General features: G+C 69.1%; 17 protein-coding genes and 1 pseudogene. 12 read left to right on the forward strand and 6 right to left on the reverse strand.

The features are described from left to right. The first annotated feature begins 82 nt into the window (after positions 1-82). Both ABZV40_RS02245 and ABZV40_RS02250 read left to right on the forward strand, forming a co-directional pair. The gene (locus ABZV40_RS02245) at positions 83-1,063 is read left to right on the forward strand and encodes an alpha/beta fold hydrolase (protein ID WP_355434464.1); all 981 of its coding nucleotides are present in this window, start codon (positions 83-85) and stop codon (positions 1,061-1,063) included. Positions 1,064-1,271: 208 nt separating this feature from the next. After that, entirely contained in the window at positions 1,272-2,060 is a 789-nt protein-coding gene (locus tag ABZV40_RS02250) for a M23 family metallopeptidase (protein ID WP_355434466.1), read from the forward strand. Positions 2,061-2,209: 149 nt separating this feature from the next. Here the strand turns inward: ABZV40_RS02250 and ABZV40_RS02255 are convergent, their stop codons facing one another. The 3 genes from ABZV40_RS02255 to ABZV40_RS02265 form a co-directional block, all read right to left on the reverse strand. Next, positions 2,210-2,464: a hypothetical protein gene (locus tag ABZV40_RS02255; RefSeq protein WP_355434469.1), complete on the reverse strand. Its 255-nt coding sequence runs from the start codon at positions 2,462-2,464 to the stop codon at positions 2,210-2,212. Positions 2,465-3,113: 649 nt separating this feature from the next. Then, positions 3,114-5,426: a DNA helicase PcrA gene (gene pcrA, locus ABZV40_RS02260; protein ID WP_355434472.1), complete on the reverse strand. Its 2,313-nt coding sequence runs from the start codon at positions 5,424-5,426 to the stop codon at positions 3,114-3,116. Between the two features lie 73 nt (positions 5,427-5,499). Next, a complete protein-coding gene (locus ABZV40_RS02265) occupies positions 5,500-5,991 on the reverse strand; it encodes a hypothetical protein (RefSeq protein WP_355434475.1) in 492 nt (163 codons plus the stop codon). Between the two features lie 214 nt (positions 5,992-6,205). Between ABZV40_RS02265 and ABZV40_RS02270 the strand changes: the two are divergent. Next, positions 6,206-6,478, forward strand: a pseudogene (locus tag ABZV40_RS02270) (chorismate mutase); the annotation flags it as partial. Between the two features lie 20 nt (positions 6,479-6,498). On the opposite strand, the gene ABZV40_RS02275 reads toward ABZV40_RS02270, so the two are convergent. Further along, positions 6,499-7,551: a histone deacetylase gene (locus tag ABZV40_RS02275; RefSeq protein ID WP_355434973.1), complete on the reverse strand. Its 1,053-nt coding sequence runs from the start codon at positions 7,549-7,551 to the stop codon at positions 6,499-6,501. 70 nt (positions 7,552-7,621) lie between these two features. On the opposite strand from ABZV40_RS02275, the gene ABZV40_RS02280 reads away from it, so the two are divergent. The 6 genes from ABZV40_RS02280 (at position 7,622) to ABZV40_RS02305 (ending at position 14,157) form a co-directional block, all read left to right on the forward strand. Beyond that, on the forward strand, positions 7,622-7,948 hold the full coding sequence (locus ABZV40_RS02280; protein WP_355434478.1) for a hypothetical protein: 327 nt from the start codon (positions 7,622-7,624) through the stop codon (positions 7,946-7,948). A 103-nt stretch (positions 7,949-8,051) separates the two neighbouring features. After that, complete coding sequence (locus ABZV40_RS02285; RefSeq protein ID WP_355434481.1) at positions 8,052-8,903, forward strand: hypothetical protein; 852 nt, start codon at positions 8,052-8,054, stop codon at positions 8,901-8,903. Positions 8,904-9,083: 180 nt separating this feature from the next. Continuing rightward, on the forward strand, positions 9,084-9,899 hold the full coding sequence (locus ABZV40_RS02290) for a hypothetical protein (protein WP_355434484.1): 816 nt from the start codon (positions 9,084-9,086) through the stop codon (positions 9,897-9,899). 166 nt (positions 9,900-10,065) lie between these two features. Further along, positions 10,066-10,953 (forward strand): hypothetical protein, encoded by an 888-nt coding sequence (locus ABZV40_RS02295; RefSeq protein WP_355434487.1) that lies wholly within the window; start codon positions 10,066-10,068, stop codon positions 10,951-10,953. A gap of 149 nt (positions 10,954-11,102) precedes the next feature. Then, positions 11,103-12,425, forward strand: coding sequence for a serine/threonine-protein kinase (locus ABZV40_RS02300; RefSeq protein WP_355434491.1), 1,323 nt, complete (start codon positions 11,103-11,105; stop codon positions 12,423-12,425). Between the two features lie 118 nt (positions 12,426-12,543). Continuing rightward, on the forward strand, positions 12,544-14,157 hold the full coding sequence (locus ABZV40_RS02305) for a protein kinase (RefSeq protein ID WP_355434494.1): 1,614 nt from the start codon (positions 12,544-12,546) through the stop codon (positions 14,155-14,157). Between the two features lies 1 nt (position 14,158). Here the strand turns inward: ABZV40_RS02305 and ABZV40_RS02310 are convergent, their stop codons facing one another. Further along, positions 14,159-15,061, reverse strand: a complete 903-nt coding sequence (locus ABZV40_RS02310) for a LysR family transcriptional regulator (RefSeq protein ID WP_355434497.1) — start codon at positions 15,059-15,061, stop codon at positions 14,159-14,161. Positions 15,062-15,142: 81 nt separating this feature from the next. Here ABZV40_RS02310 and ABZV40_RS02315 point away from each other — a divergent pair, with 81 nt between their 5' ends. The 3 genes from ABZV40_RS02315 to ABZV40_RS02325 all read left to right on the forward strand — a co-directional run bounded on the left by ABZV40_RS02315 (position 15,143) and on the right by ABZV40_RS02325 (position 18,083). Continuing rightward, on the forward strand, positions 15,143-16,069 hold the full coding sequence (locus ABZV40_RS02315; RefSeq protein ID WP_355434500.1) for an EamA family transporter: 927 nt from the start codon (positions 15,143-15,145) through the stop codon (positions 16,067-16,069). A gap of 121 nt (positions 16,070-16,190) precedes the next feature. Beyond that, a complete protein-coding gene (locus ABZV40_RS02320; protein ID WP_355434502.1) occupies positions 16,191-16,610 on the forward strand; it encodes an SsgA family sporulation/cell division regulator in 420 nt (139 codons plus the stop codon). 174 nt (positions 16,611-16,784) lie between these two features. Beyond that, positions 16,785-18,083, forward strand: a complete 1,299-nt coding sequence (locus ABZV40_RS02325) for a serine/threonine-protein kinase (RefSeq protein ID WP_355434504.1) — start codon at positions 16,785-16,787, stop codon at positions 18,081-18,083. Here ABZV40_RS02325 and ABZV40_RS02330 read toward each other — a convergent pair. Further along, a complete protein-coding gene (locus tag ABZV40_RS02330) occupies positions 18,067-18,657 on the reverse strand; it encodes a hypothetical protein (RefSeq protein ID WP_355434507.1) in 591 nt (196 codons plus the stop codon). The genes ABZV40_RS02325 and ABZV40_RS02330 overlap by 17 nt on opposite strands. Positions 18,658-18,661 lie beyond the last annotated feature (4 nt).

An 18,661-nucleotide genomic window follows, 5' to 3' on the forward strand; every position in this document is an offset into this window, starting at 1 on the left:
TAATGAGACGAAGTTCGTTCGCATGTGGAAAAGACGCGCCGGGTACTCCTAGCCGGTGACTTCATCACTTACCGTCGCTCATGTGAGCGATAACAGCCGGTCGTGGGTGACGCGTCTGACTGACGCCGTCCTCGATCGTGCCGGGTGGGGTGTGCACACCGCGCGCGATGTCGCAGAAGAGGTGAAGGTCGCGTTGCGCGCCATGGCCACGCCTGGCGGTCTGCGTGGAGTCGCGATGGAAGCGGCTTGGCTGACAGCCCACGCGGTGCTCTACCCGTGGGGCGCGATCACCGAGCAGCTGCGCCAGGACGGCCAGTTCCGGCACTACCGCACCGACGGCCTGTCACCCCTGCAGCGCGGGCTGATGGTTTCGGCGATGGACGCGGCGGGCACCCCGATCGTGTTGGTGCACGGCATCGGGGACAACCGCTCCGCCTTCGCGGTGCTGTCGGGGGCGCTGCGGAGGCGGGGCTTCGGGGTGGTGCACGCCATCAACTACAGCGTGCTGACGGCGTTGACGGGGGACGTCCGCCGCTCGGCCGCCCTGCTCGGTGCGCACATCGAGCGGATCTGCGAGCAGACCGGCGCCGATCAGGTGCACGTCGTCGGCCATTCGCTCGGTGGCCTCATCGCCAGGTATTACGTGCAACGGCTGCACGGCGACGCACGCGTTCGCACGCTCGTGACCCTGGGGACGCCACACCGCGGCACCTTGCTCTCGTACCTGCTGCCGACGCCGTTGACCCGGCAGCTGCGTCCGGGGTCGGAGCTGCTGTCGGAGCTCGAAGAACCCTGCCGCCCGTGCCGCACGCGCTTCGTCGTGGTGTGGTCGGAGATGGATCAGATCATCGTGCCGCAGCGCAACGCCCGGCTGGAGCACTCCTCATTACTCGTCGAGGAGCACCAGATACGTGATTCAGGTCACCTTTCTTTGCCGGTTGACACGAGGACTCTTCACGTAGTTGTGACGGCCATCACTCGATCGGACGACTCTTTGAGTCACCCCATCGCCGCTGGCGGCGAGGCGTGTCGACCGCCCGAAGTGACCGACGGTCACAGTTGACAGTTGAAACCTCCTGGTTGCCGCCTCTTCGGGCGACATAACGAACTGGGGTTTGCCCTCTGAGGCTCCCCGCCGTTACTGTCCCCCGGTCCGTTGTCACGGTCTGATCACAGAAGGACACCGAGTCAGAACCCCGAAATCTGGCTCACCGGGAATCCCCCGCCCGGCAGTCCACCGATCAGGCTCCCCGAAGGCGGAAGGGCAAGCTTTGAGTCACCACCGCTCCCCCGGCGGCCATGAACGCAGTGCTGCGCTCGACGAGGCAGTCGACCGTGCCTCCACGCGCACCATCAGCTCCCACCGGCTCCCCCCGCCACCGTCGGCGCTCCGCGGACGCATCGTCGTCGCCGCCGTCGCAGTAGGCGCGTTCGCCGCCGCAGGCGCGGGCCAGGCCCTGCAGGCCGGCGCGAAGGACAGCAAGGACGTCCAGCTCGCGAACCACGCCGACGGCGCCGCGGCGTTCACCGGCCAGGGTGGCGACACCGTCGGCGCTCCGCAGATCCTCGCGGTCTCCAAGACCACCTCCGAAGGCTCGGCCGAAGCCCAGAAGCTGCTCCGCAGCCAGCAGCTCACCACCCAGCGCGAGGCCGAAGAGGCCGAGAAGCGCCGCCCGAAGTTCGTCCGTCCCGCCGCCGGCGAGTTCACCTCCGGCTACGGCGGCCGCTGGGGCACCATGCACCTCGGCATCGACATCGCGGGCCCCATCGGCACCCCGATCTACTCCGTCGCCGACGGCGTCGTCATCGAGGCGGGCCCGGCCTCCGGCTTCGGCCTCTGGGTGCGCGTGCAGCACGCCGACGGCTACATCTCCGTCTACGGCCACGTCGACAGCTTCAACGTCCGCGAAGGCCAGCAGGTCAAGGCAGGCGAGCAGATCGCCCGCATGGGCAACCGCGGCTTCTCGACCGGCCCCCACCTGCACTGCGAGATCTGGAACCCGGCCGGCCAGAAGATCAACCCGCTGCCGTGGTTCAACGCTCGCGGCGTCACGATCTGATTCGATCCTTCCTGAACTACGGCTCAGTAGCTTTCTCGCGGGGTTTGGGCGTTCGGGCGCTGTCCTCGCGTGCCAGGTTGGGTTTGGCGCCTTCTGCGGGCTCAGCAGCGGGGCTTGAGCGGGGTTCGAGTTCCGCTGCCGCGTTCGGGTTACGGCGGGGTGCTGAGGTTCGGTGTCATGAAGTAGGCCGTTGCCACTCGCCAGACTGAGCACATGTGTTTGCGCCACCGCGGGCCGCAGGCCTTGCAGGCGCCGGTGTCGGTTGGTTCGTGGAGGTTCAGCAGGGTGCGCCAGGCGGCGGTCAGCCTTGCTGTGGCCGGGGGTTCGGCTCGGTTCTCCGTCTCCAGGACGCTCAGGGTCGCGAACACGCGTTCGTGCAGCAGCTGGGCCAGTACGTGATCCACTTTTGGCGCTCCCGCGGGGAGTTGGGTCCTCACGCGGTTGATGATGCTCGGTGGGTCTGACAATTTTCGGCGCTTGAGCCCTGGCCTGCGCTCCTCGGCCGGCTTTGCGCTGGGCACAGCGCGGGCTGAGCACGTCTTGGCCGGGATCTGGGCTGAGCTGTGGCCGGGATCTGGGCTGAGCTGTGGCCGGGATCAGTGGCCGGGATGGCCGGCGAGTACGGGCGGTTGTGTGCGGCCGGACCGCTCTCCCGTTCGGTCCGGCCGCACCTCGCCGCGAAGTTCGGCCCCCGCCATCACTTCGCTCCCCTTGTCTGCAGGCGGCTCCCGTTGCCCGGATCGCCCCGAACGGCCCGTGGCTGTGCTGCTTGCGACACCCACATAGACGTACGAGGTCGGGGTTCGTTGCGCTGGTTTTCTGACTTTCTGGGAGATTTCTCGGGGTTGGGTGAAAGTGCTGGTCAGGTGGGGTTTGAGGGCTCTGGGGGACCGGTTCGCAGCGGGATCCGCAGATCGTCCGCGGTTGCGTTGTGCGCCACCCACTTCGCCATGCGTCCCGCCTCGCGGGCGGGGCGCCGCTTGCGTGCCGCCATCCCGGGCCCGCCTCCGGTTTCGGCGTGGGCGCCTCGCGTGGCGGGTTCCGGGTGGTGGGTCAGAGCTTCGTCATCGGGACGCTGCCGATCAGCATCAGGCGGACCGTGCCGGAGCCGCCGAAGTCGATGGTGGCCGTGGCTCGCAGGCCCGCGCCGTCCACTGCCACCACTCGCCCCAGGCCGTACTTGTCGTGGGTCACGCGGTCGCCCACTTCCAGCTTCATGGCTGGGGCGTCCTTCCAGCCCGGCTTGCCCGGGGCCGGGCGGGAGAGGCCTCGCGAGGCTATGCCGCCTGAGGCTGAGCGGCCCCAGGTCGTGGCCGCGGCTGGGGCTGCGCGGGACGGTTCCACTCGGCGCCAGTCGATCAGGTCCTGCGGGATTTCGGAGAGGAAGCGGGAGGCCGGGTTGGCTGAGGGCTGGCCCCAGGCCGAGCGGACCAAGGCCCTGGAGAGGTAGAGGCGGTTCTGGGCTCGGGTGATGCCCACGTAGGCGAGGCGGCGTTCTTCTGCCAGTTCGGCTGGGTCGCCCAGGGCTCGCATGTGCGGGAAGACGCCGTCTTCCCAACCCGTGCAGAAGACGACCGGGTATTCGAGGCCCTTGGCCGTGTGGACGGTCATCAGGGTGACCACGCCGTCGGATTCCGCGTCCGGGATCGAGTCGGCATCCGCCACCAGGGAGACGCGTTCCAGGAACGCGGGGAGGGACGGGACCGGCTCCGCGCCTTCCGGGAGTTCCAGTTCGGTGAACTCACGGGCCACGGTGACCAGTTCGTTGAGGTTCTCGATCCTCGTGTGGTCCTGGGGGTCCTCGCTCGCTTCGAGCTCGGCCCGGTAGCCCGTCTTCTCCAGGACGGCTTCGAGGATGTCGGCGACGTCGTCCTCGCGCTCGACCATCTCGCCGAGTTGGTCCATCAGCTCGACGAAGCCCGCGATCGCGTTGCGGGAGCGCGGGTTCAGCATCGGGACGCGGTCGTCGACGGCTTCGCGGAGGGCGGCGGCGAAGCTGATGCGCTCGCGTTCCGCGTAGGCCGAGACGCAGGCTTCCGCTCGGTCGCCGATGCCTCGCTTCGGGACGTTCAGGATTCTGCGGAGCGAGACGGTGTCTTCCGGGTTGGCCAGCGTGCGCAGGTAGGCCAGGGCGTCACGGACCTCGCGGCGCTCGTAGAAGCGGACGCCGCCGACCACCCGGTACGGCAGGCCGAGGCGGATGAAGATCTCCTCGAAAACGCGCGACTGGTTGTTGGTGCGGTAGAAGACGGCGATCTCGGAGTTGTTGACCTCGCCGCCGTCGACCAGGCGGTCGATCTCGTTGGCGACGAAGGCGGCCTCGTCGTGTTCGTTGTCGGCGACGTAGCCGACGATCTTCTCGCCCTCGCCGAGGTCGGACCACAGGGTCTTGTCGCGGCGGTTGGGGTTGCGGGAGATGACCGCGTTCGCGGCGGTCAGGATGTTCTGGGTGGAGCGGTAGTTCTGCTCCAGCAGGATCGTGGTGGCGTCCGGGTAGTCGCGCTCGAACTCCACGATGTTGCGGATCGTGGCGCCGCGGAAGGCGTAGATGGACTGGTCCGCGTCGCCGACCACGCACAGCTCCGCCGGGGGGATCTCGCCGCCCGCCCTGCCGACGAGTTCGCGCACCAGGGTGTACTGCGCGTGGTTGGTGTCCTGGTACTCGTCGACCAGGACGTGGCGGAAGCGGCGGCGGTAGTGCTCGGCCACGTCCGGGAAGGTCTGCAGGAGCTCGACCGTGCGCATGATGAGGTCGTCGAAGTCGAGCGAGTTCGACTCGCCCAGGCGGCGCTGGTAGACCGTGTAGACCTCGGCCACGCGGCGTTCCAGGTCGTTGGTGGCCTGGGCGGTGGCGGTCTCCGGGTCGACGAGCTCGTTCTTCAGGTTCGAGACGTGCACGGCCAGGGTGCGGGCCGGGTACTTCTTCGGGTCGAGATCGAGGTCGCGCGAGACGAGCGTGATGAGGCGGCGCGTGTCGTCGCTGTCGTAGATCGAGAAGTTCGACGACATGCCCAGGGTCTTCGCCTCGCGGCGCATGACGCGGACGCACATCGAGTGGAACGTCGACACCCACATCGAGCGGGCGCGGGCGCCCACCATGTCGGCGACGCGCTCCTTCATCTCCGCGGCGGCCTTGTTCGTGAACGTGATGGCCATGATCTGGCCGGGGTGCACGTCGCGTTCCGCGAGCAGGTACGCGATCCGCCGGGTGAGGACGCGCGTCTTGCCGGAGCCGGCGCCCGCCACCACGAGCAGCGGCGAACCGGCGTGCTCGACGGCACGGCGCTGCGCGGGGTTCAGGTCGTCGAGCAGGTGGCCCGCGCGGGAAACGGGGGGACTTGAGGGCAAGTCGAACAAGGCGCTCATCGTCCATCCACGGTACCGGGCGGCACCGACAAAACCCGTACCGCCCGACCATGTGTTCGACGAGCGGGTTCGATCAGGTGCTCAGGTCGACGCTGTACGGAACTCCGGCGTGGGCGTCGACCTCACCGGCGGTCTCGGCGTAGACGTCGAGGGTGTCGGTGTGGTGCTCGCGGCCCATCGTGCGGACCAGGAGCGTCGGGAAGCTCTTGCCGGGCCCGGCCAGGAAGCCGGCGGTCCTGCAGTGCACGCCCTCGACGCCGGGGCCGCCCTCGACGTCCCAGCAGTCCCAGTGGTCGCCCTCGTAGCCGACGACCTCGAGCTTGCTCGGCGGGAACGAGATGCGCAGGTACAGGTCGCTGACGTCGTGGTCCGACCGGTTGGTCACGTCGACGCTGAACGAACCGGGCATGCCGCCCCGGATGTACCAGCGGCCGTTCGGCTGCAGCGGGTACCAGCCGCTGACGGTGTTCAGCTCGACCCCGGCCCAGCCGGAGCCCGCGATGGCCGCAGGAGCAGCAGTGGCGGCCAGCACGAGGGCAGCAGCCGCTCCCAACACGTACTTCAAGACGACTCCCGGTGTCACGGTGTGAGACACCCGGCAGCCTAAATGCGCGGTCTGTGGCAGACTAGGTACGTGCGCGCGACGTTCTTCGAGTTTTTCTACGGGATCCGGACTCCGGCTCCCGTGGTCGTCTAGCGCTCAACAAGCCACCACGAAGCCCCGGAGTCCTCGGACCCCGGGGCTTCGTCGCTTCCGGGCCAAGGACTCGCAGAGTCGAGAGGTCGTCGAAAAGATGGACACCACCACCGAGCCGGACATCAACGAGCTGCGCCAGGAGATCGACCACCTGGACGCCGAGATACTGCGCCTCGTGCAACGCCGCGTCGAGGTCTCCAAGATCATCGGTGCCGCCCGCATGGCCGCCGGCGGCACCAAGATCGTGCACAACCGCGAGATCGACGTCCTCAACCGCTACCGGCCGCTCGGCCCGGAGGGCAAGGACCTCGCGCTGATCCTGCTCAAGATGGGCCGCGGCCCGCTCGGCAGGTAGGCGGGGCCATGGGCCCGGCGTCACAGCACGCCGGGCCAAAAAGGCTCCAGGGCCGCGCGAACGTGAGCGAAGTCCGCGTCCACGAGCTGGGTGTCGTCCGGCACGTAGGCCAGCGGATCTTCGAGCAACGGTTCCGGCAGCCGCAGCAGCCCCTCCACCAGCGCGTGCAGGCACAGTGCGGAGTAACCGCGCAGATAGCCGCCCTCCTGCGTGAGCACGACCCGCGGGCCGAACGACGCCACCCGTCGCCCGATCTCGCGGTAACCGGCCGCGGTCAGGTTGTGGCGGCCGTTGGGGTCGAACGCGGAACCGTCGAATCCGGACGCGCACACCAGCAGGTCCGGCGCGAACTCGCGCAGCAGTGGGAAGGCGATCTCGTCCAACGCGCGCAAGTACGCCGTGTCGCCCGCGCCCAGTGACAGCTCGATGTTCACGTTCCGACCGTTGGCGCCCACCTCCGACGGCGCACCGGTCTGCGGGTGGTTGGTGCCCCACGAGCCGTGCCGCAGGTGCACCGAGATGGTCAGCACGTCCGTACGGTCGTAGAACACCTCCTGAGTGCCGTTGCCGTGGTGCACGTCCCAGTCCAGCACGGCGACCCGCATTCCTTGCCGTCGCGCGGTTTCCGCGACCAGCGCCGCGTTGTTCACGAAGCAGTAGCCGTCCGCCAGGTCCGGCTGCGCGTGGTGACCGGGCGGACGTACGAGCGCGTAGGCCAGTGGCGCGCCGGACTCCAGTGCGGCCAACGAGGTTCCCGCCGCCGCGCACGCCGCACGCCACGTCTCGGGGCCCACGATCGTGTTCACTTCCAGCGCCACACGCGTGGACACCCGCAACGAATCCAGGTATCCGGCCGTGTGCACGCGCAGAAGCTCCTCAACGGACGCATGACGTCCCTCGTGCCACTTCAAGTGCGAGGACACCGGACCGTGCGTCAGCGCGTGCCGGAACGTGCGCAGCCGCGCGGCGTTCTCCGGGTGCGGTTCGGCGACGTCGAGCCACGGCCAGGAGCCCGGCAGCTCCCACAGGCCCTCGCCGGCGTCGTGCTCGAGGCAGTCGTCGTGCCAGAACATGTCCACCCGAACCGGATATCAGGGCGATCACGGATGGTCCACCGAAAAATTCTGGGGGCACACTGGACGCATGGGCATCATCGCCGCACTGATCGCCATCGCAGGCCTGCTCGCCGCCTTGGCGCATGACGCGTACCTGGCCTTGCTCGGTTCGGCCGCGAACAAGAAGGGCCTGGCCGGCGCACCGGTCTCGCAGTTCGTCCGGTCCCGCTGGAGGACCGCCATCATCACGACCGCGGGCGCGGTGATCGGCCTGTTGATCACCAACGGCGACAGCACCGCCGCCGACGTGATCGGCGCGCTGATCGCGGGCGGCAGCGGTCTGGCCGCCATCAACGGCGTGCAGAAGACGCACAAGCAGCTGAACAGCGGTCAAGCGCAACTGCCTCCTCGCTAGGAAAACCACACAATCGTGTGTCACTCGTCCTGAACGCCCCCTTTTGGTTGGTTCGGTACCTCCGGACGGCCCTACCCTGACTGCGTCGCAGAGGGGTGTCGGGATGGACGAACTGCCGGGCAAACATCGTGTCGACGACGGTGTCGCGCAGCCACATCAACAGTCGCGCCCGGTCGTCGGGGGCGACCGCATCCCGCTGCCCCGCCGCCGCCGGATCGACCCGCTGCAGGACACCGACGGACTGCGGAAGTTCAACATCGGCCTGGTGCCCGCCTCGGTCACGCCGCCGCGCACCTGGAAGCGCGCGGCCTGGTTCGCCGTCATCTCGTCGGTGCTCGTGCTGGTCGGCCTGAGCTTCGCCGCGGCCAAGCTGGTCGGCGGTGGCGGCGCGGTCGAGACGGTCGGCCTGCCCGGCTACCCGTCGGACGTCCCGCTGATCTCCGCGCTGCCCACCGGCGGCACCAGCCCGTCGGCCACGGGCGGCACGAGGCCGTCCGCCGCGAACACCGGCCAGGGCGCTCCCGTGCCGGGCGCGGGGTCCAGCGCGCCGGGCACCAGCGGTCAGGGGCAGGCCACCACCACCAAGCCGAGCGGGTCCGCACCGCCCGTGATCACGACGGTGCCGGTCACGCAGGCCCCGGTCGTCGACGGCACGAAGATCGCCCAGCAGACCGAGCGCTTCTACCGCGAGATGGCGACCAACGCCGACACCGCGCTCTCCATGACCACGGACACCGTGCGGTCGAACGCCGGTGCGCTGCTGGAGGGCAGGCTCGCGGACATCTCGCTGATCGAGGTCAAGGAGATCGCGGTCGACCCGAGCAAGGGCCTCACCGTCAGCCTGCTGCAGGTGACGAAGAAGGACGGCTCGGTCAGCACGGAGAAGCGCGAGCTGAGCTTCACGCTCGGCGACCTGCCGTTGATCAACGGTGAACGGTTGAAGCTCGGCGGCTGAAAACCCGAAGGTGGCTAAAGGTCGCAGCCCGAGTTACCGACCGTAGTAAGTAGCACCATCAAGCGAATCCGAGCACCGCCGAACGCCACGAACGGCTGAAGTCCGTCCAGATGCTGGCGTCATCACCGGTAGCCACGGTACGTCTTCTGGTGACCACGGACAGTACGGAGGACCAGGCCAGTGCAGCGTCCCGCGACGACCGGGCGGAGGCACACCCGCGCCGGCTCGATCAGCGTGGCAGAGCTGATCAACCAGCAGCCCAGCCCGATGCGCATCCCGTCGAACGAGGAAGCCGCCACCGACGCTCTCGTCACCTCGCTGCTCGGTCCCACCGAGAACATGGCCGCGACCACGGCCGTGATCCCGGTCGTCTCCGGCCGCCGCCGTCGCCTGCGGAGGAACCGCCTGGCCAAGGCCGCCGGGTTGCTGACCGGCGCGATCGTGCTGGTCTCCGCCGTCGCGGGCGCCGCGGTCCTGGCCGGCAAGCGGCCGGCGAACACCGGCGTCCCCGCCACCGAACGCCCCATCGCGTTGTCCGGCGCGAGCGCGTTGCGCCCCGACGTCCTGTCGGCCCAGCTGCCGAACGAGAACAAGCCTCGGCAGACGGCGGCCGACACCCCGCTGCCCCAGCCGTCCGCGTTGCTGCTGGAGACGCCGGAACCGACCACGCCCGAGGTCTCGATCGGCCCCCAGCCGCAGGTGGACGTGGTGAAGCGGTTCTACGAGCTGCTCACCACCAAGCCCGGCTCGGCGGCCAAGCTGCTGTCTCCGGACCTCGTCGGCGCGAACGCCGACGAGTTCGTCCGGTCCTGGTCGATCATCAAGACGGTCAACGTCGACCAGACCTCCGTCCGGCCGGACGGTTCGGTGCTCGCGGTCGTCTCGATGCAGGAGCTGGACGGCAGCTGGCTGCGCATCGAACAGCTCTTCCGGCTCACCGACACGACCCAGCCGCGGATCGTCGGCACCGAGGTCCTTTCGGCGCAGAGGAGTTAGGCCGCACCCAACCGGTCTCGCCGTTCGCAGTCGAACGGTGACCGCTCGTCGCGAAAACCTAGTTTCCGACGTGAAAATTCCCCCGAAGGGGTTACATCTCGGGTCACGATTCGGTATCCATGTTCCCGCCAGTGCGCAGCAGCGAACTTGGAAGGGTGAACGAGCGGTGTCGATTGAGGACCATCGTCGGCGGCTGAACGGGTCCGCGGAGTCGACCGGCCAGCTGTCCGTCGCCGAGCTGATCGCCCGCCGCGAGGCGGAAACCGTGGAGATCCCGGTGATCACCGACGACATCACCCCCGAGGCGTTCGAGCCGACGGTCAAGTTCAAGCCGGTCAAGGCACCGGGCAGCAAGCCGAGAAAGCAGCCCATGAAGGAGCTGCACATCACGGAGCTGCTGCGCCGTGAGGGCCGCGCCGACGACACGCAGCGCAGCGGTTTCACCGTCGGCAAGCTGGCCGTCGCGGCCAGCGGTGGCGTGGTCCTCTGCGGTTCGGTGGCCTTCGCCGCCTCCTCCTGGCTGTCCTCGCCGAACGAGCGCCCGCTCGCCGAGGTGCGGTTCGACGAGCGCGCCCAGGCCCGCGGCGCGAGCGCCGGCACCGAGGGCGTCGTGAAGCTGCCGTCGAACAAGACGCAGCAGGAAGACACCACCGAGACCCAGTCGGCCGACCCGACGACGCAGCAGACGCAGACGCGCGTCGCCCCGTACGTCCAGACCCAGCAGCCGCAGCGCCCGGCGCCGCAGACGCAGCAGCCGACGCAGCAGCCCACCTCCTCCTCCGCGACGCCGTCGGCGAGCACGCCGTCCCCGTCTTCGCAGACGAGCCAGTCGAGCACGCCGCCGTCGAGCAGCACGACGACTCCGCCCCCGCCGCCGCCGGCGAGCTCGTCCACCACCGCGCCGAGCAGCAGCACCGCGCCCAGCACGAAGAACCCGCTGCCCACGCAGTCCAACCCGGTGGACGTCAGCGTGAACCTCGGCCTTCTCGACCCGGTCCTCAACACCGTCGGTGACACCGTCGGAGGGTTCGACTTCTTCGCGCCCGTGAAGTGACGCACAACCCGGTAGCTCAGCAGCTGCCCACGACAGGGGTACCCTGTGCGGGCATTCCGGACGACCGCTGACTACCGCACGAGGAGCACGAGCGTGGGATCTGCTGCCGCAGCCGCAGTCTCGCTGTGTTGCACCCCAGAGGTGGTCTTGTGACGACGTCCGACACCTCGGACGGCCGTCTGATCGCCGACCGCTACCGCTTCCTCGACCGCATCGGCTCCGGCGCGATGGGCATCGTCTGGCGTGCCCACGACGAACGCCTCGGCCGCGAGGTGGCCATCAAGCAGCTGCTCCTGGCCCCCGGCCTGGACGAGGCCGAGCAGGACGAGGCCATCCAGCGCGCCATGCGCGAGGGCCGCATCGCCGCCAAGCTGCACCACCCGAACGCCATCGCCGTGTACGACGTCGTCGAGGAAGACGGCGTCCCGTGCCTGGTCATGGAGTACCTGCCGTCCTACAGCCTCGCCGACGCCCTGGCCGAGGGCGGCCCGATGGACCCGATCGAGGTCGCCCACATCGGTGCCCAGTGCGCGGCGGCACTGGCCGCGGCCCACGCGGCGGGCATCGTGCACCGCGACATCAAGCCCGGCAACGTGCTGATCGCCGAGAACGGCGTCGTCAAGATCACCGACTTCGGCATCTCGCGGGCCTCCGACGACATCACGGTCACCAAGACCGGCCTGATCGCCGGCACGCCCGCGTACCTCGCGCCGGAGATCGCGCGGGGCCAGGACCCGACGGCGGCCTCCGACGTCTACTCGCTCGGTTCGACGCTGTTCGCCGCGATGGAGGGCGAACCGCCCTATGGAGTGAGCGACAACACTCTCGGTGTTCTGCACGCCGTCGCGGCCGGGCGGATCAACCCGCCGACCGTCGACCACCCGCTCGCCGACACGCTGCTGTACCTGCTGAACTACGAGCCGGCCGACCGGCCGACGATGTCGCAGGCGCGCGAGCTGCTCAACGCCGTCGCGCACGGCAGGTCGCCGTCGTTCAGCGGGCTTCCCGTACCCGCGGGACCCGAGCCGACGGCGATGATCGAACCCGACCGGACCCGCGTGGTCCGTCCGGTGGCGCGGCCCACCGCGCCTCCGCGCACGGCGCCGCCGATGGTGCCCGCGAACGGCCAGCAGGACAACCGGCCGTTGGTGATCGCCGCGGTCGTTCTGGCGTTGTTGCTGGTCATCGGCGGTCTGCTGGTCGCATTGGGCGTGTTCGACAAGGACCGTCAGACGCCTTCCGCGCCGCCGGTGTCGTCCTCGGCCGTGGTGCCGACCACGACGCCGAGCACCGAGGTGACGACGACCACCCCCGAGGCAACGACGACGCGCGAAACGACGTCTACCACTACGACGACTACAACTACGACCACCACAACGACGACTACGACGACCACTACGACCACGACTCCGCCGCCGCCGTCGAGCACGACGACGACCACTACGACGACGGCCGTCAAGCAAACGACCTAATCGCCGTTACGTCGTAGAAATCTCGTAAGGTGGGTACCCGCACCGATGGGTGATCTGAACCCGTAGGTGTGATGAGCCGTTGAACAGAGAGCAATTGACCGCACAGCGGGGAGCAACTGTGACCGACGATGGCCGATTGGTCGCTGGTCGCTACCGATTGAGCCAGCGCATCGGTAGTGGCGCCATGGGCGTCGTCTGGACGGCACACGACGAACGTCTTCACCGCACCGTCGCGGTCAAGCAACTGCTCTTGCAGCCCGGACTCGCCGAAGCCGACACGGACGAGGCGAAGAGACGGGCGATGCGGGAGGGCCGCATCGCGGCGCGGCTTCAGCACCCGCACGCGGTCGCCGTCTACGACGTCGCCGAGGACGACGGCCAGCCGTGGCTCGTGATGGAGTACCTGCCGTCCAAGAGCCTCTCGGCGGTCCTGTCCGAACGCGGCACGCTCCCGCCGCGCGACGTGGCGTCGATCGGCATGCAGGTCGCCTCCGCACTGGCCGCCGCGCACAACGCGGGCATCGTGCACCGCGACATCAAGCCCGGCAACGTGCTGCTCGGCGACGACGGCACCGTCAAGATCACCGACTTCGGCATCTCCCGCGCGACCGGTGACGTCACCGTCACCGCCACGGGCATGCTCGCCGGCACTCCCGCGTACCTCGCCCCCGAGGTGGCCAAGGGCTACGACCCCGGTTCGCCGTCCGACGTGTTCTCCCTGGGCTCCACGCTGTACGCCGCGATCGAGGGCGAACCGCCGTTCGGCCTGAGCGAGAACACCATCGCGCTGCTGCACAAGGTCGCGTCCGGCAAGGTCAACCCGCCGCGCAACGCGGGCCCGCTGACCGCGCTGCTGATGCGCCTGCTGCGCGCGGAGCCGGAAGACCGCCCGACCATGGCCGAGGCCCGTGACGCCCTCGCGGCCGTCGCGAACGGCCAGGCCGCCGCCTTCACTCCCGCCGTCGTCGCCCCGACGCACCCGCCGTCGTGGCGCGGCGCCCCGGTTCAGCAGCAACCGCAACAGCAGGCCGCCACGCGCGCCCTCACGCCGCAGGTGCCGCCGCCTCCCGCTGCCACGCGCGTCGACGTGCACACGCCGCCACGCGCCCTGCCGACGCAGCAGCCGCCCTCGAACCACCGTCCGGCCGCGGCACCCCAGTACTCGCAGCGCCCGAAACCCACGCCGCTGTCCTCGGTGGCGAAGAGCAAGAAGTCGACCATCTTCACCGCACTCGCGATCGTGGCGGCGGCGGTGATCGGCATCATGTTCGCGAGCATGATCTCGAACAAGAAGGACAACGGCTCCGACAACAACGCCGGCGGCAACACGCAGGTCCAGCAGACGCAGGAGAGCACCAAGCCGTCGACGCCCTCCAAGTCGTCGGGCAAGGCCGGCCAGTGGACCGACACGCCGAGCGACGAAGACAAGCGGGCACTGCTGGAGGACTACTTCCAGACGGCGCCCGGCAAGCCGGACGAGGCGTGGCAGATGGGCAACGCCGCCTTCCAGGGCCAGTACCCCGGCGGGTACGACGGGTTCAAGAGCTTCTGGAGCGGCGTCAAGCAGGTCAAGGTCACCGGCGTCGAGGAACGGCAGCCCTATTACTTCGTGGTCTCGTTGGACGTCACGAAGAAGGACGGGACGAAGTCGTCGATCCAGCGCCAGGTCTCGCTGGAGTGGCGGTCGCCGAACTTCCTTTTGAGCTACGACAAACCGCTCGGCGGGGCATAGCTCAGCCGGCCCGTGCGGCTTTCTCCAGCTCTTCCGCCAGCGCCAGCACGGCGGGGTTCCACGCGGCCTCTTCGCGGTACACGACGTGAATGTGCCGCACCGGTTCGGGATTTCGCACCTTGCGCAGCACCACGCCGGGGTGCGCATATCCGAGGCCGAGCCGCGGAATGAGCGTGATGCCGAGCCCTGCCACCACGAAACCCTGTGCGGTCGCGTAGTCGTCGCTTTCCACGGCGATCTTCGGGGCGAATCCCGCGCCCGCGCACGCGTTCGACACCAGGTCCTTGCACGGCCACGTGGACCCGCAGTCCGCGCTGATCCACGGCTCGTCGGCCAGCTCACCGAGGTCGATCACGCGCTTGCGCGACAGCGCGTGACCGCGGGGCAGGACGGCGAAGAACGGATCGGCGAGCAGGTGGCGCGCGACCACGCCTTCGGGGGCGGGCTGGTCCGGTTCCAGGACGGTGATGGCGACGTCGGCGCGGCCTGCGGCGAGCTCCTCGAACGGGTCGGTGGGCTCGGTGAGCTTCAGGTCGAGCTCGACGCCGGGACGTTCGGCGCGGAAGGCGGCCACTGCGGGCGGCACCAGCGCGGCACCGGCCGTGGCGAAGTAGCGGACGCGCAGAGTGCCGGCGCAGCCGTTGCGCAACGCGCTCAGGGCGCTCTCGGCCTCGGCGAGCTGCTCGGACAGGCGGCCGGCGTGCTCGGTGAGGAGCCTCCCCGCGGCGGTGGGCCGGACGCCCCTGCCCACCCGCTCCAGCAGCGGCAGGCCCGCCTGCTTCTCCAAGCCGGCGACCTGCTGCGACACCGCGGACGGGGTGTAGCCGAGGTTCGTCGCGGCCGCCGTGATGGAACCCGTGGTCACGACCGCCCTGAGCACCTGCATGCGTCGCACGTCCAGCATGCGCCAACCTTACAGCGCTGCTTAAAGGTTATACACAACAATTAAATTGTGTTTACGGGTTCGGGCGCGCATCGTTGATCCGTGAACCAGCGTGGAACGTTGATCAGGATGGGCGTGCTCGCCCTGCTGTGGGGATCCAGCTTCCTCTGGATGAAGCTCGCACTGGGGAGTCTCGCGCCCCTGCAGATCTCGCTCGTGCGGACGTTCTTCGGAGCGGTCGTGCTGTTCGTCGTGCTCGCCACGGCGAAGATGACGCTGCCCCGTGACCGCGGAACCTGGGGCCACATGCTGTTCGTGGCGGCGTTCGGCAGCGCCATCCCGTTCACGCTCTTCGCGATCGGCGGCCAGACGGTCGACTCGGGCGTCTCCGGGGTGCTCAACTCCACGACGCCGCTGTTCGCGCTGACCATCGGGCTCTTCCTCGGCACCGAGAAGGTCAGCAACGTGGTCCGCATGCTCGGTCTCGGGCTCGGCTTCGCGGGCGTGCTGCTGATCTTCGCGCCGTGGCAGCAGGCCAACAGCATCGCGAGCTGGGGTGCGGTGCTCTGCCTCGCGGGCGCCGCGAGCTACGCCGTCGGCTACACCTACGCCGGCCGCCACCTGGTCAACACCGGCGCCACCTCGACGCAGCTCGCCGCCATGCAGCTGACCACCGCGATGGGACTACTCGTGCTCGCGCTGCCGTTCGGCGGCCTGCAGCCGCTGCACCTGCACTGGATCGGCATCGCCGCCGTGACGATCCTGGGCGTCTTCGGCACCGGCGTCGCGTTCATCCTCAACTACCGCGTCATCGCGGACGAGGGTGCCACCACGGCGACTACGGTCGGTTACCTGTTGCCGGTGGTTTCGGTACTCCTCGGAGCGATCTTCCTCGGCGAGCAGCTCAACGCAAGGGTCGTGGCGGGCATGCTCGTCGTGCTCCTGGGCGTCGCGCTGACCCGCAGGCAGCCGGTCGCGGCAGGTCGGAACGTCTCACCAAACGAGACGCGCGACCTGGTCAAACGCTGAACGGTGAGACGCACGTCTCCCCCAATAGGATGGTTCCGAGACGAACCGCGTCCTTATCCCGCCGGTTAGCCGTCTCCTCTTTGTGAGCGGACATGGAGACCAGCCTGGGAAGGACATCGACATGAACAACGAGAACCTGAAGGTCACCACCCGGACGACTTTCCAGCTGCTGGCCCCCGGCGCGGCTCCCGCGCCGGTCGAGGCCGAGCTGGTGTACGACCCCGAGGACCCGTACGCGGTCGCCATCGTGTTCCACACGGGCACCGGCCGCGTCGAGTGGATGTTCGCCCGTGACCTGCTGGCCGACGGTCTGCTGACCCCGTCCGGTGAGGGCGACATCCTGGTCCGCCCCGCGTCCGACGACCCCGAGCGCGTCCTGGTCGAGCTGAACGCTCCGACGGGGTTCGCCATCCTCAGCGCGGTCGCCGAGGACGTGGCGGCGTTCCTGGACAGCTCCTACGACGTCGTGCAGCCGGGCGAAGAGGACCTGTGGATCGACTTCGACCGCGAGCTGCAGAAGCTGGTCTCGACGATCGACTAGTTCTCGTGTCCTGAGGTGGTCTGACGGGCGCGGGAGACCACCAGCGGTGTTCGGCGCCGTGGGCAGCGACGTCGAGACACGGTCCCCACTGGTAGGCATGATGTGAACGATTCGCACCAACCCGTGACCGTGATCCCGGGGATGCGGGTCCGGGTGATTGATTAGTCTCGTGGTGTGACAACCACCATCGGGGGCCGCTACACGCTGCTCGAGCGCATCGGCAGCGGGGCGATGGGGGTGGTCTGGCGGGCACGGGACGAGGTGCTGGCCCGCGAGGTCGCGGTCAAGCAGCTCATCACCGGTGACCACCAGCGGGCGATGCGCGAGGCCCGCAACGCCGCCCGGCTGCACCACCCGCACGCGATCGCGGTGTTCGACGTCGTCGGCAACAACGACGAAGAGCCGTGGATCGTCATGGAGTACCTGCCGTCCCAGAGCCTCTCGGCGCTCATCGCCCAGAACGGTCCGCTCAAGCCGGCCCAGGCGGCACGCATCGGCGGGTTCGTCGCCTCGGCGCTGGCCGCGGCGCACGCGGCGGGCATCGTCCACCGCGACATCAAGCCCGGCAACGTCCTGATCGGCCACGACGGCACGGTCAAGATCACCGACTTCGGCATCTCGAAGGCCAGCGGCGACGGCACGATGACCGACACCGGCATGATCTCGGGCACCCCCGCGTACCTCGCTCCCGAGGTGGCGCGCGGCGAGCAGCCCGGCGAGGCGTCCGACGTGTTCTCGCTCGGTGCCACCATCTACACGGCCGTCGAGGGCGAGTCGGTCTTCGGGCCGAGCGACAACAGCTTCGGCCTCATCTACCGCGCGGCCAGCGGCCAGCTCAGGGACCCGAAGAACGCCGGTGAGCTCACCCCGTTGCTGACGCGGCTGCTCGCGGTGGACCCGAAGGACCGGCCGAGCGCGCAGGAGGCCGCGGACCTGCTGGCCGCCGCACCGCAGCCGTCCCAGCCGTTGCCGGTGCCCGGACCGCGCAGGCTCAAGGCCCCGAACCGCCGGATCCTGGTGATCGTCTCGATCATCGGGCTGCTGGCCGTCGGCGGTGGCGCGGCCGCCGCGTACTGGAACCACTCCGACCCCGGTGGCAGCTACGCGCCGACCAGCCAGAACAACGTCCCCGTCGGCGAGAAGGCCCGCTACTTCACGGCGGAGGAAGCCCTCGCGTTCGTTCTGCAGCACTACGCCGACCTGCCGGGCAACCCGACAGCGGCGTGGGCGCACTTCGCGGACCGGGCGAGAGAACCGCTGGCCGACTTCCAGAAGCGGTGGAAGATCTACACCTCCGTGCGGTGCCTGCAGACGCCGGACAGGCCCGTCCGCTCGGACGGCCCCAACTGGGTCGTCACCGTGGACCTGTCCCTCGTCACGGACGTGGGCCAGAAGCGGAACATCACCGTCGAGGTCGCGATCGCCGCGGTCAACAACGAGATGAAGATCGTCAGCCTCAAAGAGATTGGCTGAGCAGCCAGAAGCTGCCGCCGCCGACGAGCACGCCCATCGCCGTCCCGGCCAGCACCTGCGCCGTCGTGTGGTCGCCCAGCTCGACCCGCGACCAGGCCACCAGGGTTGCCGGCAACGCGATCAGCAACATCCACGGCCCGTAGACGATCGCCATGGTCACCACGGCGGCCCACGCCACCCCGGCGTGCAGCGAGATCTTCCACTTCAGCCCGAACGTGATCGCCATGCTCACGATCAGCGAGGCGAACATGCTGCCCGCCAGAGCCAGCATGCTGCGCGGCGCATCGCCCAGAACCATGATCACCGTGCCGGCGGCCAGCGAGGCACCGGCCGTGACCAGCGGAACGAGTCGGCCTTCCCGGTTCGTGACGTGGTGGCCGTCCCACTTGCCTTTGCGTGCGCCACGGACGATGACGGCCATCGGTATGACGGACGCCGTCAAGGCGACCACGAACCCCCAGAGCAGCGTCTTCCACAGACCTTCGGAAGCAGCGGCCACCGCGAACGGCAGCAAGATCACCCAGACCCACGGCGCGAGCACCTCGGTGGCGCCGCGGGCGACCTTTTCGATCAAATCA

Origin of the sequence: Lentzea sp. NPDC004782, from assembly GCF_040609115.1 — a bacterium.
GTDB lineage: Bacteria > Actinomycetota > Actinomycetes > Mycobacteriales > Pseudonocardiaceae > Lentzea.

Excerpts from the sequence above, each read along its gene's own strand:
- pcrA (WP_355434472.1), bottom strand. The coding sequence starts at position 5,426 with ATGAGCGCCTTGTTCGACTTGCCCTCAAGTCCCCCCGTTTCCCGCGCG.
- ABZV40_RS02275 (WP_355434973.1), bottom strand. The coding sequence starts at position 7,551 with ATGTTCTGGCACGACGACTGCCTCGAGCACGACGCCGGCGAGGGCCTG.
- ABZV40_RS02280 (WP_355434478.1), top strand. The coding sequence starts at position 7,622 with ATGGGCATCATCGCCGCACTGATCGCCATCGCAGGCCTGCTCGCCGCC.
- ABZV40_RS02285 (WP_355434481.1), top strand. The coding sequence starts at position 8,052 with ATGGACGAACTGCCGGGCAAACATCGTGTCGACGACGGTGTCGCGCAG.
- ABZV40_RS02310 (WP_355434497.1), bottom strand. The coding sequence starts at position 15,061 with ATGCTGGACGTGCGACGCATGCAGGTGCTCAGGGCGGTCGTGACCACG.
- ABZV40_RS02320 (WP_355434502.1), top strand. The coding sequence starts at position 16,191 with ATGAACAACGAGAACCTGAAGGTCACCACCCGGACGACTTTCCAGCTG.